Source organism: Pseudomonas sp. ABa2, from assembly GCF_056676075.1.
This window is the reverse complement of sequence record NZ_CM155239.1, coordinates 3,991,021-4,005,889: the sequence shown is the minus strand read 5'-3', so window position 1 is coordinate 4,005,889 and position 14,869 is coordinate 3,991,021. Positions and strand designations below refer to the sequence as shown.

The 14,869-nt window shown below is 68.2% G+C and carries 18 protein-coding genes; 6 read left to right on the top strand and 12 right to left on the bottom strand.

The genetic code is table 11. From position 1 onward, the window contains the following. Positions 1-94: 94 nt before the first annotated feature. Together AC1G9C_RS19530 and AC1G9C_RS19525 are read right to left on the bottom strand one after the other, a co-directional pair. Positions 95-319: a TIGR02450 family Trp-rich protein gene (locus tag AC1G9C_RS19530; RefSeq protein WP_480408533.1), complete on the bottom strand. Its 225-nt coding sequence runs from the start codon at positions 317-319 to the stop codon at positions 95-97. Beyond that, positions 316-1,302 (bottom strand): NAD(P)/FAD-dependent oxidoreductase, encoded by a 987-nt coding sequence (locus tag AC1G9C_RS19525; RefSeq protein ID WP_122108304.1) that lies wholly within the window; start codon positions 1,300-1,302, stop codon positions 316-318. Before AC1G9C_RS19525 ends, AC1G9C_RS19530 begins: the two co-directional genes overlap by 4 nt. A 203-nt stretch (positions 1,303-1,505) precedes the next feature. On the opposite strand from AC1G9C_RS19525, the gene AC1G9C_RS19520 reads away from it, so the two are divergent. The 3 genes from AC1G9C_RS19520 to AC1G9C_RS19510 all read left to right on the top strand — a co-directional run bounded on the left by AC1G9C_RS19520 (position 1,506) and on the right by AC1G9C_RS19510 (position 4,926). Next, positions 1,506-2,408, top strand: a complete 903-nt coding sequence (locus AC1G9C_RS19520) for a TIGR01777 family oxidoreductase (RefSeq protein ID WP_480408532.1) — start codon at positions 1,506-1,508, stop codon at positions 2,406-2,408. A gap of 12 nt (positions 2,409-2,420) precedes the next feature. Then, entirely contained in the window at positions 2,421-3,443 is a 1,023-nt protein-coding gene (gene hemH, locus AC1G9C_RS19515; protein ID WP_480408531.1) for a ferrochelatase, read from the top strand. 151 nt (positions 3,444-3,594) lie between these two features. Next, complete coding sequence (locus tag AC1G9C_RS19510) at positions 3,595-4,926, top strand: spinster family MFS transporter (protein WP_021443494.1); 1,332 nt, start codon at positions 3,595-3,597, stop codon at positions 4,924-4,926. 76 nt (positions 4,927-5,002) lie between these two features. Here the strand turns inward: AC1G9C_RS19510 and AC1G9C_RS19505 are convergent, their stop codons facing one another. The 4 genes from AC1G9C_RS19505 to AC1G9C_RS19490 form a co-directional block, all read right to left on the bottom strand. After that, complete coding sequence (locus AC1G9C_RS19505; protein ID WP_480408530.1) at positions 5,003-5,359, bottom strand: hypothetical protein; 357 nt, start codon at positions 5,357-5,359, stop codon at positions 5,003-5,005. A 116-nt stretch (positions 5,360-5,475) separates the two neighbouring features. Then, a complete protein-coding gene (locus AC1G9C_RS19500; protein ID WP_397496175.1) occupies positions 5,476-6,216 on the bottom strand; it encodes a hypothetical protein in 741 nt (246 codons plus the stop codon). 166 nt (positions 6,217-6,382) lie between these two features. Beyond that, positions 6,383-7,105: a substrate-binding periplasmic protein gene (locus AC1G9C_RS19495; protein ID WP_397496176.1), complete on the bottom strand. Its 723-nt coding sequence runs from the start codon at positions 7,103-7,105 to the stop codon at positions 6,383-6,385. Between the two features lie 65 nt (positions 7,106-7,170). Beyond that, on the bottom strand, positions 7,171-7,512 hold the full coding sequence (locus AC1G9C_RS19490; RefSeq protein ID WP_122108308.1) for a zinc ribbon domain-containing protein YjdM: 342 nt from the start codon (positions 7,510-7,512) through the stop codon (positions 7,171-7,173). Positions 7,513-7,968: 456 nt separating this feature from the next. On the opposite strand from AC1G9C_RS19490, the gene AC1G9C_RS19485 reads away from it, so the two are divergent. Further along, positions 7,969-8,748, top strand: coding sequence for a gamma-glutamyl-gamma-aminobutyrate hydrolase family protein (locus AC1G9C_RS19485; RefSeq protein ID WP_480408529.1), 780 nt, complete (start codon positions 7,969-7,971; stop codon positions 8,746-8,748). Positions 8,749-8,876: 128 nt separating this feature from the next. Next, positions 8,877-9,293, top strand: coding sequence for a CBS domain-containing protein (locus AC1G9C_RS19480; RefSeq protein ID WP_480408528.1), 417 nt, complete (start codon positions 8,877-8,879; stop codon positions 9,291-9,293). A 70-nt stretch (positions 9,294-9,363) separates the two neighbouring features. On the opposite strand, the gene AC1G9C_RS19475 is transcribed toward AC1G9C_RS19480, so the two are convergent. The 4 genes from AC1G9C_RS19475 to AC1G9C_RS19460 form a co-directional block, all read right to left on the bottom strand. Beyond that, positions 9,364-9,837 carry an LEA/WHy family protein gene (locus AC1G9C_RS19475; protein WP_036987625.1) on the bottom strand — a complete coding sequence of 158 codons (474 nt, stop codon included), beginning with the start codon at positions 9,835-9,837 and terminating at the stop codon, positions 9,364-9,366. A 54-nt stretch (positions 9,838-9,891) separates the two neighbouring features. After that, entirely contained in the window at positions 9,892-10,740 is an 849-nt protein-coding gene (locus AC1G9C_RS19470; RefSeq protein ID WP_480408527.1) for an EamA family transporter, read from the bottom strand. An 86-nt stretch (positions 10,741-10,826) separates the two neighbouring features. Then, complete coding sequence (locus tag AC1G9C_RS19465; RefSeq protein ID WP_480408526.1) at positions 10,827-11,591, bottom strand: phytanoyl-CoA dioxygenase family protein; 765 nt, start codon at positions 11,589-11,591, stop codon at positions 10,827-10,829. Positions 11,592-11,661: 70 nt separating this feature from the next. After that, complete coding sequence (locus AC1G9C_RS19460) at positions 11,662-12,468, bottom strand: outer membrane protein OmpK (RefSeq protein WP_480408525.1); 807 nt, start codon at positions 12,466-12,468, stop codon at positions 11,662-11,664. 340 nt (positions 12,469-12,808) lie between these two features. Here AC1G9C_RS19460 and AC1G9C_RS19455 point away from each other — a divergent pair, with 340 nt between their 5' ends. Continuing rightward, positions 12,809-13,603: an SDR family NAD(P)-dependent oxidoreductase gene (locus AC1G9C_RS19455; RefSeq protein ID WP_122108313.1), complete on the top strand. Its 795-nt coding sequence runs from the start codon at positions 12,809-12,811 to the stop codon at positions 13,601-13,603. A gap of 26 nt (positions 13,604-13,629) precedes the next feature. Here AC1G9C_RS19455 and AC1G9C_RS19450 read toward each other — a convergent pair whose 3' ends face one another. Both AC1G9C_RS19450 and AC1G9C_RS19445 read right to left on the bottom strand, forming a co-directional pair. Further along, on the bottom strand, positions 13,630-14,205 hold the full coding sequence (locus AC1G9C_RS19450) for a TetR/AcrR family transcriptional regulator (protein ID WP_480408524.1): 576 nt from the start codon (positions 14,203-14,205) through the stop codon (positions 13,630-13,632). 77 nt (positions 14,206-14,282) lie between these two features. Then, positions 14,283-14,831, bottom strand: coding sequence for a PaaI family thioesterase (locus AC1G9C_RS19445; RefSeq protein ID WP_480408523.1), 549 nt, complete (start codon positions 14,829-14,831; stop codon positions 14,283-14,285). Between the last annotated feature and the right edge of the window lie 38 nt (positions 14,832-14,869).

The following is a 14,869-nucleotide window of genomic DNA, read 5'->3' as shown; positions in this document are numbered from 1 at the left end:
CAAATTCTTTGTACAGCTTGTGTATGGCTTTTTGTGTGTGACGACAAGCGCCGCGCGAGCGCGGCGTCAGGGCGGGGAGGGGAAGAGGTGGGCTTCAGCGCCAGCCTTGCAGCCAGCGCTGGGTGTCCTGCAGCTGGCGCCAGTCGAGCTGCTGGCTGCGCCGGGTCAGCACGGCCTGCAGCTCCACGGCGAGAATGGTGTCGGCCTCGTCGCGGATCAGTTCGGTGACCAGGAAGTGGCGTTCGCGGTTCTGCGGCTGCGCCGCGGTCCATTTCGACAGCAGCAGCTTGCGCGGATTGAGCCGCCGCGCGGGCGTCATGCCAGGTGTTCGAGCAGGCGGCGGGCGGCGTCCTGGCCGCTGAGCCAGGCACCCTCGACGCGGCCGGACAGGCACCAGTCGCCGCAGGCGTACAGGCCCAGATCGGCGTCGGCCAGCGCGCCCCACTGGTGGGCCTGCGCCGGACGGGCGTAGAGCCAGCGGTGGGCCAGGGTGAAGCTGGGCGGCGGCACGGCGCAGCCGATCAGCTCGGCGAAGGCACCGTGCAGCTGCTCGATCACGGTGTCCTTGGGCAGGTCCAGGTGCTGCTTGCTCCAGGCGCTGCTGGCGTGCAGCACCCAGGTGTCCAGGCGGTTGTCGCGGCCGGGCTTGCTGCGGTTGCGCGCCAGCCAGTCGAGCGGGCTGTCCTGGACGAAGCAGCCCTCGACCTTGGTCTCCAGCGGCGTGTCGAAGCCCAGCGCCACCGCCCAGGTCGGCTCCATGATCACGCTGGCGGCAGCGCCGGCCAGCTTGGGCGCGGCCGCCAGCAGGGCGCTGGCCTGCGGCGCCGGGGTGGCGATGACGACGTGGCTGAACGGGCCGTGGCTGCAGCCCTCGGCATCCTGCAGGCTCCAGTGGCTGCCGCCGCGGAACACCTCGGTGATGCGGCAGGCGAAGTGCACCGGCAGGGCGCCGAGCAGGGCGCGGGTGATGGCGCTCATGCGCGGCGTGCCGACCCAGCGCACCTGTTCGTCCGGCGAGGCGCTGAGCTGACCGTCCTTGGCGTGGTACATGCCCGGCGTCCATTCGGCGACCCAGCCGCGGGTCAGCCACTGCTGCACCACCTCGACGAAGCGGCGGTCGCGCGCGGTGAAGTACTGGGTGCCCAGGTCGAGGCTGCCGACATCGCTGCGCTTGCTGGCCATGCGCCCGCCGCTGCCGCGACTCTTGTCGAACAGCTGGACCTCCTGGCCGGCGGCGTGCAGGGCCTGGGCGGCGGACAATCCCGCGATGCCGGTGCCGATGATGGCGATGGGTGCGTTCATGGTGACCTCGTCAGCTCTGAATGCTTTACAGGCTACGCTTTGGACAAAAGCTATACAAGAATGCTTTCATGTACAGCTGTTGCCTCGGGTGTCGCTCCTTACTCTAGGTTTAGGACAAACGCGGCCATCAATAAAGGCACGTGTGCGCGTCATAAACCAGACTAGGGGTGAAAGCTCATCAATTTCCATGCGAGGACGATGCCATGCATATCCTGCTGACCGGCGGTACTGGCCTGATCGGCCGCGGGCTCTGCGCCTACTGGGCCGAGCAGGGCCTCCGCCTGACCGTCTGGAGCCGCGAGCCGGACAAGGTGAAGCGCCTGTGCGGCGCGACCGTGCGCGGCATCGGCCGGCTCGAGGAGCTGGCCGAGGAGCCGCTCGACGCCGTGGTCAACCTGGCCGGCGCGCCCATCGCCGACCGGCCCTGGAGCAGCAAGCGCAAGGCGCTGCTGTGGGCCAGCCGCATCGGCTTGACCGAACAGCTGCTGGCCTGGCTGCAGGGCCGCAGCCAGCGCCCGGCGCTGTTGCTGTCCGGCTCGGCGGTGGGCTGGTACGGCGACGGCGGCGAGCGCGAGTTGCACGAGGACACGCCGCAGGTCACCGACGATTTCGCCGCGCAGCTGTGCGGCGCCTGGGAGGAGACTGCCCTGCGCGCCGAGGAACTGGGCCTGCGCGTGGTGCTGGTGCGCACCGGCCTGGTGCTCAGCGCCGATGGCGGCATGCTCAAACGCCTGCTGCTGCCGTTCAGGCTGGGCCTGGGCGGACGCCTCGGCGACGGCCGGCAGTGGATGCCCTGGGTGCATATCGCCGATCAAATCGCCCTGATGGACTTTCTCTTGCAGCGAGACGCTGCCCGGGGTCCCTATAATGCGTGCGCGCCGCAGCCGGTGCGCAACGCCGAGTTCGCCAGGGCGCTGGGCCAGGCCCTGCATCGCCCGGCGATCCTGCCGGCGCCGGCCTTCGCCCTGCGCGCCGGCCTCGGCGAGCTGTCCGAGCTGCTGCTCGGCGGCCAGCGCGCGGTGCCGACGCGCCTGCTGGAGGCGGGTTTCAGTTTTCGCTTCACCCATCTGGACGTGGCCCTGGCCGATCTGCTGGGCCATCACTGACTAGGATTTCGCATGACCGATCACGCATTGTTGCTGGTTAACCTGGGTTCGCCCGCGTCCACCGAAGTAGCCGATGTCCGCCGTTACCTCAATCAGTTCCTGATGGACCCCTATGTCATCGACCTGCCCTGGCCGCTGCGCCGCCTGCTGGTGTCGCTGATCCTGATCAAGCGCCCGGCGGCCTCGGCGCATGCCTATGCCTCGATCTGGTGGGACGAGGGCTCGCCGCTGATCGTGCTCAGCCGCCGCCTGCAGCAGGCGATGCAGGCGCACTGGACGCGCGGCCCGGTGGAACTGGCGATGCGCTATGGCGAGCCGTCCATCGAAACCAGCCTGCAGCGTCTGGTCGACCAGGGCGTCCGCGAGGTGACACTGGCGCCGCTCTACCCGCAGTTCGCCGACAGCACCACCACCACGGTGATCGAAGAGACCAAGCGGGTGCTACGCGAGCGCGGGCTGAAGCTGCGCCTGTCGATCCTGCCGCCGTTCTTCGAGCAAGCCGAATACCTCGACGCCCTGGCGGCCAGCGCCAAGCCCTACCTGGAGCAGCCGTTCGATCACCTGCTGCTGAGTTTTCACGGCCTGCCCGAGCGCCATCTGCACAAGCTCGATCCCAGCGGTCATTGCCTCAAGGGCGCCGACTGCTGCCGCACGGCCTCGGCCGAGGTGCTCGCCGGTTGTTACCGCGCGCAGTGCCTGCGCAGCGCCGAGCTGTTCGCCGCGCGCCTGGGTCTGCAGCCGCAGCAGTGGTCGGTGAGCTTCCAGTCGCGCCTGGGCCGGGCCAAGTGGATCGAGCCCTACACCGAGACGCGCCTCGACGAGCTGGCCGCGCAGGGGGTGAAGAAGCTGCTGGTGATGTGCCCGGCCTTCGTCGCCGACTGCATCGAGACCCTGGAGGAAATCGGCGACCGCGGCCGCGAGCAGTTCGTCGCGGCCGGCGGCGAGAGCCTGCAGCTGGTGCCCTGCCTCAACGACCACCCGGACTGGGCGGCGGCGCTGAAGACCCTGTGCGAGCGTGCGCCGCTGGCCATCTGAAACGGCCGCCGCGCCATTCGCCCCGGCGGGTATGAAGCATTCGCCCGCCTGATAACACCTTCGAGCGATACTCAGCGCCGTTTATATCGCCCTAAGCTGACGCACTTTCAACCGCCGCGCGCCGCGTTCAGCGGTGCCGAGGAGAGCGTCCGTGCATAACAACAATAACGGCTATCCCTCCAGTGCCCGTGCCTGGGTCACTGTCGCCATCCTGATGGTGGCCTACGTGCTGTCCTTCGTCGACCGGCAGATTCTCAACCTGCTGGTCGAACCGATCCGCCGCGACCTGCTGATCAACGACACGCAGATGAGCCTGCTGATGGGCCTGTCCTTCGCCCTGTTCTATACCATCTGCGGCATTCCCCTCGGGCGCGTCGCCGACACCCGCAGCCGGCGCGGGCTGATCGCCGTCGGCGTGCTGTTCTGGAGCGCCGCCACCGCCGCCTGCGGCATGGCCAAGCTGTACTGGCAGTTCCTGCTGTGCCGCATCGGCGTCGGCGTGGGCGAGGCGGCGTTGTCGCCGGCGGCCTATTCGCTGATCGCCGACAGCTTTCCCGCCGAGCGCCGCGCCACCGCCATCAGCGTCTACTCCATGGGCGTCTACCTCGGCTCGGGGCTGGCCTTCCTGGTCGGCGGGCTGGTCATCCAGTTCGCCTCGGCGCAGGGCAATGTGCTACTGCCGGTGCTGGGCGAAGTGCGCCCCTGGCAGTTGATCTTCCTGATCCTCGGCGGCGCCGGGGTGCTGTTCACCCTGCTCATGCTGGCGGTCAAGGAGCCGGCCCGGCGTGGCGCCGGCGCCGGCGTGGCGGTGCCGCTGGCGGATGTCGGCCGCTATATCCGTGCCAACCGTCGCACCGTGCTGCTGCACAACTTCGGCTTCGCCGGCCTGGCCTTCGCCGGCTACGGCAGCGCGGCCTGGGTGCCGACCTTCTATATCCGCACCTACGGCTGGGACGCTGGCCAGGTCGGCATCGTCTACGGCTGCATCGTCGCGGTGTTCGGCTGCCTGGGCATCGTCTTCGGCGGGCGCCTGGCCGACTGGATGGCCAAGCGCGGGCGCAGCGACGCCAACATGCGCGTCGGTCTGTACGCCGCGCTCGGCGCGCTGCCGCTGGTGCTGCTGTTCCCGCTGATGGACACCGCCTTCTGGGCCAGCGTGCTGCTGGCGCCGACGGTGTTCTGCCTGAGCATGCCGTTCGGCGTGGCGCCGGCGGCGATCCAGGAGATCATGCCCAACTCGATGCGCGGCCAGGCCTCGGCCATCTACCTGTTCGTCATCACCCTGATCGGCCTGGGGATAGGTCCGACCGCGGTGGCGCTGGTGACCGACTTCGTCTTCGCCGACGACAACGCGCTGCGCTACTCGCTGCTGATCGTCACCACCCTGGCGGTGCTGATGTCTATCGTGCTGCTGGGCAAGAGCCTCAAACCCTACCGCGAGAGCGTGGTGCGCCTGGAACAGTGGGCGGCGAGCCCGGCCTGAGCCGCGTAGGGGGCGCCGCGCGCACCAATGATGAAAAAGCCGCGATAGTCGCGGCTTTTTCACAGAGCGAGCGGGTTTAACGACGATAACGATGATGGTGCTTGTGGCCGCGCCAGTGCCTGTGCGGGTGGTGATAGTGGCGCGATTTGTAGTGATACGGCCGGGGTTCGTAGTAGCGCGGGCCCACCACCACGGTATAGGGGCGGTAGTAGACCGGCGGCTCGTAGTACACCGGCGGTGGCGGGTAGTACACCACGTGCGGTGGTGGGGCGTAGTAGATCCGGCTGTTGGCGCCGATCACGCCACCGACCACGGCGCCGACTACCGCTCCGGCGATGGCGGCGTCGCGACGATCCGAGGCCTGAACCGGTTCCACGCCGGCCAGTGCCAGGCTGGCGAGCAGGCCGGTGACGAGGGAAATACGCGTATGCATGAGCGTGCCTCCTGTAGGGCCGGAGCGATCCGGTTACTGGTTTCGACCGATACTCGGGCGGCGCATTGCATGGCGCTGTGTAAAAGCTATGTAAACCAGGGGGCGCTGCCTGCTGGCTAGGAACTGCGCTTGGTGCCTCGACCGCTCAGCCGCCGGCTCGAGCGCGGGCCATCGACTTCCAGGTGGAGGCCGGCGAACAGCCGGTGGATCAAGCGCTCGTGGCGTTCGATGGCGTCGGCATGGCGCTCGATGACCATGGGCAGTTGGCGCAGGCTGTCCGAGGGGGTGTCGAGCAGGAAGGGCAGTTGTGGGTTGCCGAGACTGTGCTCGATCTCGCCTAGGTGCAGGAGGATGTCTTTCTCCATCTCGTTGAGCTGAACCAGCATGTCCAGCAGCTCGCCCTGCACCGGCAGGCGGGTGGCGTCGCACAGGCGGATCAGCAGCAGGCCGGCCTCGCGCAGCAGGCCGATCAGCTGCGTGCTCTTGATGCCGTAGTGGACGATGGCCAGGCTATCGCTGGCGCGCCGCTGGTAGTTGAGTCCGGCATGGGGCAGGCGATGGCCGGCGAGGTCGCGCGGCTGCTGGCCAAGCTTGAGGCCGAGCCACTTGGCCTTCAACTGCACGAATTCGGCTTCGAGGCTGTCCTTCTGCTCGAACAGGCGGTGCAACTGCTGGTGGGGCAGCAGCGGCTCGGGTGTCTTGCCCAGGCTGCGCTGCGAATCGCGGACACTTTTCCACAGGCGCCACAGCATCAGCGCGATGCATAGCGCGGCGAGTCCCGACAGGGCCAGCAGCAGGGCGGGCTCGGCCTGGGCCAGGGCATCCAGTCGCGAGGTGAGGGGGATCGGTTGTTGCATCCGTGAGCTCCAGTGCGGGTCCATCTGACTGGGTGATTCGAATCCAACGCACTACAGGTTCGCCCACGGTCGGCCGATGAATGATCAACAGGCTTAGCGTAGTTGCCCGCCGGCGAATTGAAATGGCTAAACGCTAGTATTTTTCCGCAAGCCGCTGGCCTGGGCGTCACTGTGCCCAGCGCTGCTGGATGCGCTCCAGCGTGCCGGCCTTGCGCAGTCGTACCAGCGCCTCGGAGAACTGCCGGGCACGCTGGATATCGCCCTTGGCGAAGGCGACGAAGCGCGGCATCTGCACCAGCGGGCGGGGCAGGATGCGCACCTGTTGCTGGGCGCGCTGTTCGCGGACGAAGTACTGCAGTTGCACGCGGTCGCCGACGATGATGTCGATGCGCCCGGCCAGCAGCATCGACACCAGCTGGCGCGGGTTCTGCGCGCTGCTGTCGCGGGCCAGGTCGGCGCGGTCGAAGTGCTCCTCGTAGGCGTAGCCGCGCACCTGGCCGATCACGTAGGGGGCGAAGTCGTCCAGCGTGCGCCAGTCGGCGATCGCGGTCTTGGCGGTGGTCATGAACACCGTGGCGCCGCTGCGCAGCGGGCCGACCAGTTCGTACTGCTCCTGGCGCTGCGGCGTGCCGGCGAACTGGAAGGCCATCTGCGCCTCGCCGCGCTCGAGCATGCGCTTGACCCGCTCCCAGGGGTAGAGGCGGATCTGGTGCGCGACCCTGGCCTCGCGCAGCACCGCCTCGACCAGCTCGACGTCGAGCCCGCGAGGCGTGTCGTCCTCGCCGGTGACGAAGCTGTAGGGGGCGAACTGCTCGTCGCCGACCACCCGCCAGGGCTCCGCGGCCAGGGGATTGGCCAGGGCCAGCAGGACGAGCAGCAGAAGGCGCATGGCGGGTCTCCTCGGGGCGGGCTTGTGTTCAGGCTAGCCAATTTTCCCCGAGGGCGTGCGGCAGATCAGACCTTGCGCACGAACTCCGACTTGAGCTTCATCGCGCCGATACCGTCGATCTTGCAGTCGATGTCGTGGTCGCCGTCGACCAGGCGGATGTTCTTCACCTTGGTGCCGACCTTGACCACCAGCGACGAGCCCTTGACCTTGAGGTCCTTGATCACGGTGACGCTGTCGCCGTCCTGCAGCAGGTTGCCCACCGAATCCTTGATCGCCCGCGCCGCCTCGTCGCCCCCGGCGGCGTCGCCGGCCCGCCATTCATGGGCGCATTCGGGGCAGATCAGCTGCTCGCCGTCAGCGTAGGTGTATGCGGAGTTGCACTGGGGGCAAGGTGGCAGGCTGCTCAAGGGACGTCCTCGACTGTGGGTTGATAGACCCTGAATTGTATAGGGTTTTGCCCGCGGGCGCCGCTCTAGGACGCCGCTCGGCTCGCCGGTGATGTCAAAAATATTGGACTTGCCGGGCGGGCAGGTTTCACCGCTTTTTGCTTGAATCATGCCGGCTTAAGCCATTTCTGAGGAATCTGCGAGTGCATTTTGTTCGACAATTTCGCGCTTGTTTGTTTGACATATTTTACGGTTCGGGCAGACTGGCAATAGATTCCGCTGCCGAACCGGGTGGCGGGCGCTCCTGTGGCGCCCCTTTGCGCAGAGTCGCCAAGGCCCGGTTTCGCGCCGCCGTCGGAAGGCGGCACCCCGGCTCAGGACGAGCCCGGGTGCACGGAGTTAGCCAAACAGGCCGCAGTCGGCGACAGCCACCGGCCTGCACAGCAACGACAGGCCCGGCCTGTCCCAAGGTGACGTATGTCCGACAAGAAAATCCGCAGTACCCCGCGCAAACCCGTCGTGTTGATGTCCATGGGCGCTCAGGAGCGCAAGGGCCACGACTATCAAGTGATGACCCACAAATACATCCAGCCGCTGGTCGAGCTCTCCGGCTGCGTGCCGCTGCTGGTGCCGACCTGCTGCGGCACGGCTGACCTCGAGCAGTACCTGGACATGGCCGACGGCGTGTACCTGACCGGCGCCGGCAGCAATATCGACCCGGCGCTCTACGGCCAGGAAAACGAGACGCCGAACAAGGCCCAGGACCGCGACCGCGATCTGTTCGACCTGCCGCTGATCCGCGCCGCCCTCGCGCGCGGCCTGCCGATCTTCGGCATCTGCCGCGGCATGCAGGAGATCAACGTGGCCCTGGGCGGCGACATCTTCCAGAAGGTCTATGCCGAGCCCGGCTACCACGACCACCGGGAGAACCCCGACGACCCGGTGGAGGTGCAGTACGCGCCGCGCCATGCGGTGTACCCAGTGCCCGGCAGCTGGTTCGCCGAGCTGCTGGGGCAGCCGGAGATCCGCGTCAACTCCCTGCATGGCCAGGCCATCCGCAACCTGGGCCAGGGCCTGGAAGTGTTGGCCAGCGCCGAGGACGGCCTGATCGAGGCCATTCACGCCCCCAGCCTGTCGCCCTTCCTGCTGGCAGTGCAGTGGCACCCGGAATGGCGCGCCGCCGCCAACCCCGACTCGGTGAAGATCTTCCAGGCCTTCGGCGAAGCCTGCCGGCGCCGCGTCGCCGAACAGAGCTGAGCCCTCCAAGAGGCGGTTCCCGGCGCGTCCTGCGTCGATCTGTCAGGAAAGGGCGTGGAACTTGCTAGCGGCTGAGCGTCCGGGCCATGTCCCCGGGCGCTTCCTCCAATCGCACAAGGACCACCTCGATGATCACTGCCTCCATCGCCGACTGCATGAGCCGGGATTTCGCCCGCATCCATCCCGATATGCCCGTGGTCAAGGCGGTCGCCAAACTGATGCGCCACGAGCTGCTCGGCGGCCCGGTGACCGACGGCGACGGCCGCCTGCTCGGCTGGCTGTCCGAGCAGGAATGCCTGAAGGTGGCGATCCAGGTGGCCTACTACAACCAGCGGGTGGCCACGGTCGGCGACATCATGCGCCGCGACGTGCTCAGCGTGTGCGCCGACATGGACCCCATGGCACTGGTGCAGCAGATGCTCGGCGACAAGCCGAAGAACTACCCGGTGGTCGACGCCGGTGGCCGGGTGCTCGGGGTGATCAGCCGTCGCCATCTGCTGCAGCAGCTGGACAAGCTGCTGCAGGGCGGGGCTCAGGCGGCCTGAGGCGCAGGCGAGCCGTCCTGGTGCGGCGGCGCCGAGCGGGTGCACCAAAAGGGTTGGCGTGCGCGGCCTGTCAGTAGACGCGCGGCGGCTCCGGCCAGTCCAGGGTGCCGCTGTCGCTGAACCGGCGGGTGCCGAACAGGCCGCCGGCCAGCTTGCCGCGCAGCACGTAGGGCAGGCCCTGGCCCGGGCGGTAGTCGGTGGCGCCCCAGGCCTGGCGCATGGCGGAGAAGGCGGAAATGCTCACCGGCACGCTGATCAGGGTCTCGCCGAAGCGCGGCACGCTGCCGCGCTGGTCGCTCACGCCGCTGGCCAGCGGCTGGCCGTTGACCTCCAGCTCCAGCGCCACGCCGTCGAAGTCCACCGCGCTGTCGTTGGGATTCTGCACCCGCAGCTTGACCGCGAAGCGCATCTCCAGGCCCTGGCCGGGCAAGGGTTCCAGCCCGGCCAGGTCGATGCGCAGCGGGTCGCGCTGGCCCAGGCTGGCGCAGGCGCCCAGGCCCAGGGCGAGCAGCAGGATAAAACAGAGGCGAAACAGACGGGGCATGGCGATCTTCCGGATGAGCATTGGCTACAGCATAGAAGACCGTCGCCAGCCGCTTTAGCTCCCGGCCTTGCGTTGCCGACTGCCGAGCACCAGGGCGATGCCGCCGAGCACCGCGCCGGCGCTGAGCAGCAGACGCAGGCTCAGCGCTTCGCCGAGCAGCAGGGCGCCGCCGAGGGCGGCGAGGATCGGCACGCTGAGCTGCACGGTGGCGGCCTGGCTGGCGCGCAGGCCGGGCAGGGCGCTGTACCAGATGGCGTAGCCGACGCCCGAGGTCAACGCGCCGCACAGCAGGGCGTAGCACAGACCCGCGCCGTCCCAGCTCAACCGCGGCAGCAGCGTCAGGGCCAAGAGCAGGGCCAGCGGCGCGGCGCGCAGGAAATTGCCGGCGGTCACCGCCAGCGGGTCGCCCTGGCCGCGCCCGAGCAGCGAGTAGCCGCCCCAGGCGATACCGGCCAGCAGCATCAGCAGGGCGGCCGTCAGCGGCGGCGCGCTGGCGCCGGGCAGCAGCAGCGCGAGCAGGCCGCCGGCCGCCAGGGCGGTGCCGAGGCTGGCCGCCAGGCCCAGGCGTTCGCCGCGCCACAGGCCCCAGAGCAGCATGCTCAGTTGCACCGCGCCGAACAGCAGCAGGGCGCCGACGCCGGTGTCCAGCTGCAGGTAGGCGAAGGAGAAGGCCGCGGCGTAGGCGAACAGCGCCAGCGCCCCCGGCCAGTTGCCGGCCATGGGCTGGCGCGCCGTGCGCAGGCGCAGCAGCAGCCAGAGCGTCAGCGCACCGGAAACGAGACGAATGGCGGTGAAACTGGCGGCGTCGATGGCCGTCTCGCGCAGGGCCAGGCGGCACAGCAGCGAGTTGCCGGCGAAGGCCAGCATGGCCAGGGCGGTGAGCAGCAGGATACGCGGGGGCATCGGCCATCCTTGTGCGGGCGTGACCGCCAGCTAAGCACAGCGCAGCGATGGATGGGATTGGCCGAAGGTCGCAACTGCGTCGGCGCTCAGTCGTACTCGGCCTCGGCGTGATCGCCGAGCAGGCGCCGCTGGCGCGGGGTGCAGGCGGCCAGCACCGCCGGGTCGAAGCGAAAGTGTAGGTAGGGCGAGAACTTCTGCGCCACCATGCGCCGGCCGTAATGGATCTGCAGCAGATAGCGGCTGCGCGTGCGGCTCAGGTTGGGACTGCCGGCGTGCCACAGCTCGCTGCGAAAGAACAGCAGATCGCCGGCGCGGCAGAAGATCGGCTCGGGCTCGCGGCCACGCCAGTGACGCTCGCCGGCAGCGGGCGGCCGGCCGGCGCGGTGGCTGCCGGGGATGACCCGGGTCGGGGCCAGCTCGGCGTCGATGTCGTCGAGATAGAGCTGGGCGGTGCAGATCTGCATCGGCAGCTCGAAGGCGGGATCGTCCAGCAGGCTCGGCGGCAGCGCCATCGGCAGATGATCCAGGTGCAGCGCGCTGCCGACGAAGCCGGGGTGGCAGCGCCAGGCGGTCTGGCCGATCACGTGGCAATCCTCGCCCAGCGCCGCTTCGGCCAGCTCGATCACCTGCGGCAGGTCGAGGTAGGGCAGCCAGAACGGGTTGCGGTTGAACAGGCACTTGTAGTGGTCGAGGCTGCCCTGGTAGTCCCAGTGGATGGGACGCAGGGCATCGATGGCGGTGCGCAGCGCGGCGATGCGCGGCGCCTCCAGCACCCCGGGCAGCAGGACGAAGCCCTGCTGGTGCAGGGCCTGCAGCCGTTCGGCGGTGTGGCTGGCGATGAAATCGGGCATGGCGCCGCTCCCGAAGGTGACCAGAGCATGCTGGCACTCGCAAGCGGCGTTGCCCAGTCCTCGGTGGTGCTTAGAAGTGCGCCTTGACCAGCAGGCTGGCGGTGTTCTGGTCGGTCGGGCCGACGAAGTTGGTGCTGACGAAGCCGCCGTCCTTGATGCCGTACTTGTTCTTCCAGTAGTCGTACTCGATGCCGACGTACAGCTGCTTCTCGCCCCACTTCAGCGCCTTGCCCAGGTCGTACTTGATCTGCGGGTTGAAGTGCAGGTTGGCGTGGTAGTCGCCGCGGCTGTTCTCGTCGTTGTCCACCACCCAGTCCATGAAACCGTCGATGAGGATGTCGGACTCGCCGACCGGGATGGTGTAGCTCCACACCGGGGTGATCTGCCAGACGTTGTCGCCGGGACGGCTGCCATCGGTGGTGCGCAGGTAGGTGTTGAGCTGGAAGTAGTCGAAGCCGGGGATGGCCAGGTCGAAGCCCGGGCCGATCAGGTAGGACTCGACGTCGTCCTCGCCGAACTCGTAGGTGGTGGCGATCAGCACGTCCTTGAGCGGGCCGAACGACAGGTCGGCGCCGCTGAGCTTGCCCAGGGAGAAGCGCGGGCTGAACTCGCCGTAGAAGGTATGGCCGTCGCCGGCGCCGTTGCGGGCGTCGGTGTTGTACTTGATCGCGTCGACGAAGATGAACAGGTCGCCGAAGCTCCAGCCGCTGGCGTGCTCGAAGGTGACGGTCTGCTGGATTTCCGGGTCGATCTTGAAGTCCTGGCCGTAGAGGTAGGTCAGGCTGTTGTCCTGCCAGTGCAGCAGGTCGCCGGCGACGGCCTGGCCGCCCGCCAGCAGGCCGCCGGCGAGGATCAGCGAAGAAAGGGTGCGGTTCATGAAGGCTCCTGGTGTGTAGCGTGTCGTTATGGTTGTAAACCTGTCTGCTTGGTCAGGCTGGTGCAGCTAGAGCAAAAACGGCGCCAATTCTCGTGATTGGCGATAGACCTTGCAAATCAATCGGATGGCTTGCATTTCGGCGCAGGATGGTGGCCGTTCGTGCACCTTTTGCTGACCGCTGGGACAGAAACGGCCATAAGTTGGTGCGCACGGCCGTGGCGGTCATTGGTCGGCTGGAGTGGAAAAGCCATTGACGAGCAGTATGACGAGGTTCATATAGGAGATTAAGATTATGACTGTAATCTAATTGGCCCGCTCAAACCTCTTCATGGAGAACGCTATGAACGCTGCAAGCAAACCCGCCACCGCCCTGATCACCGGCGCCTCTTCCGGCATCGGTGCCACCTATGCCGAGCGCCTGGCTCGGCGTGGTCACGACCTGCTGCTGGTGGCGCGCGACGCCCAGCGCCTGCAGGCCCTGGCCGAGCGCCTGGGCGGCGAGTACGGCGTCGCCGTCGAGGTGATGCCGGCTGACCTGACCGTGCCGGCCGACGTGCGCAAGGTGGCGCAGCGCCTGCGCGAGGACGCGCGCATCGGCCTGCTGGTGAACAATGCCGGGGTGGCGATGAACGGGCCGCTGGCCGGCGCCGACCTGGAACAGGTGGACGCGATGATCCAGCTCAACGTGGTGGCCCTGACCCATCTGGCCGCCGCCGCGGCCGCCAGCTTCGGCCAGGCCGGGCGTGGCGCCATCGTCAATATCGGCTCGGTGGTGGCGCTGGCGCCGGAGATGTTCAACGCCGTGTACAGCGCCACCAAGGCCTATGTGCTGAGCCTGACCCAGACCCTGGCCGGCGAACTGCGCGGCTCGGGCGTTCAGCTGCAAGCGGTGTTGCCGGGGGTGACCCGCACCGAGATCTGGGAGCGCAGCGGCACCGATGCCTCGGCGCTGCCGCCGTCGATGATCATGGAGGTGGGCGAGATGGTCGACGCGGCGCTGGCCGGTTTCGATCAGGGCGAGCTGGTGACCATCCCCTCGCTGCCGGATGCCGCCGACTGGGACGCCTTCGTCGCCGCCCGCGCGGCGCTGGGGCCGAACCTGTCGCACAGCCAGGCTGCGGCGCGCTATAAATAAGCGCGCGGGGCGCCGGTCAGGCGCCCCTATTGTTGCTGAGCGTCCTGCGCCTGCTCGATCAGCAGACGGCGGGTGGTCTTCAGCAGGCGGTCGGACAGCCCGGGGTCCTTGACGCTGCGCGACAGCAGCAAGGCGCCGACCATGGCCGAGAGCAGCAGCACGCTCTGCTCGGCGGCGTCGTCGCCTTTGAGGTTGTCTTCGATCAGCGCCAGGCGATTGCGGATCAGCGCGTCGGTGATCTCGCTGGCCTCGCCACGCTGGCCCAGCTCGGCCGACATGGTCGGCAGCGGGCAGCCGGCGCCGGGGTTGGCGCGGTGCGCGCTGGACAGGTAGCTGGCGATAAAGCGCGGCAGCGGCGCCTCGGACTTCTCGGCCTGCTGTTCGGTGTTGCTGGCAAGGTCCTGCACGGCATGGCGCAGGGCGGTCTCCACCAGCTCGTCCTTGGACTTGAAGTGGGCGTAGAAGCCGCCGTGGGTCAGGCCCAGGGCCTTCATCAGCGGCTGCAGGCCGGTGGCGCCGATGCCGTCGCGGCGAAAGCGCAGCGCGGCCTCGTCGATGATGCGTTGGTGGGTCTTGGCCTTGTGGTCTTCCGAATAGCGCATGGGGTGCTCCGGATGATTCAGATGTTGGCTGTCATCTTACACCCGCGGCCGCGCCTTGGCGCGACCGCGTTGTGCACTCAGGGCGCCGGCGGCGCCATATCGAGAATCAGGCAGGTGGTGGAGGCCATGGCGTAGAGGCGCTCGTCGACGTCGTACAGGCGTCCTTCGGCCAGCGCGGTGGAGCGGCCGAGGTGGATGATGCGGCCCTCGGCGCGTACCGGGCCGGCGTCGCTGCGCAGGGCGCGGATATAGCTGACGCGCAGGTCGCTGGTGGTGTAGCCCTGGCCCCGCTTTAGCAAGGTGTGCACCGCGCAGCCCATGCAGGAGTCGAGCAGGGTGGCGATATAGCCGCCGTGCACGCTGCCCAGTGGGTTGTAGTGACGCGCATCGGGCGTGCCCTGGAAGACGAAACGACCGCTGGCCCACTGCAGTGGCACGAAATCCAGCAGCTGGCCGAAGGGCGGGCTGGGCAGCTCGCCGCGGCCGATGCGGTCGAAGAAGTCCATGGGCGCCATGCTGGCCACCTCGGCCAGGGCCAGGGTGCCAGGGGCGGCGAGATTGGCGCGCAGCGCCTGTTCTTCGGCGTGCCAGGCGGCCAGACGGGTATCGCGGTCTTGCGGGTTCATGCGGGTCTCCCAATTTTATGATGGACGACATCTAATCT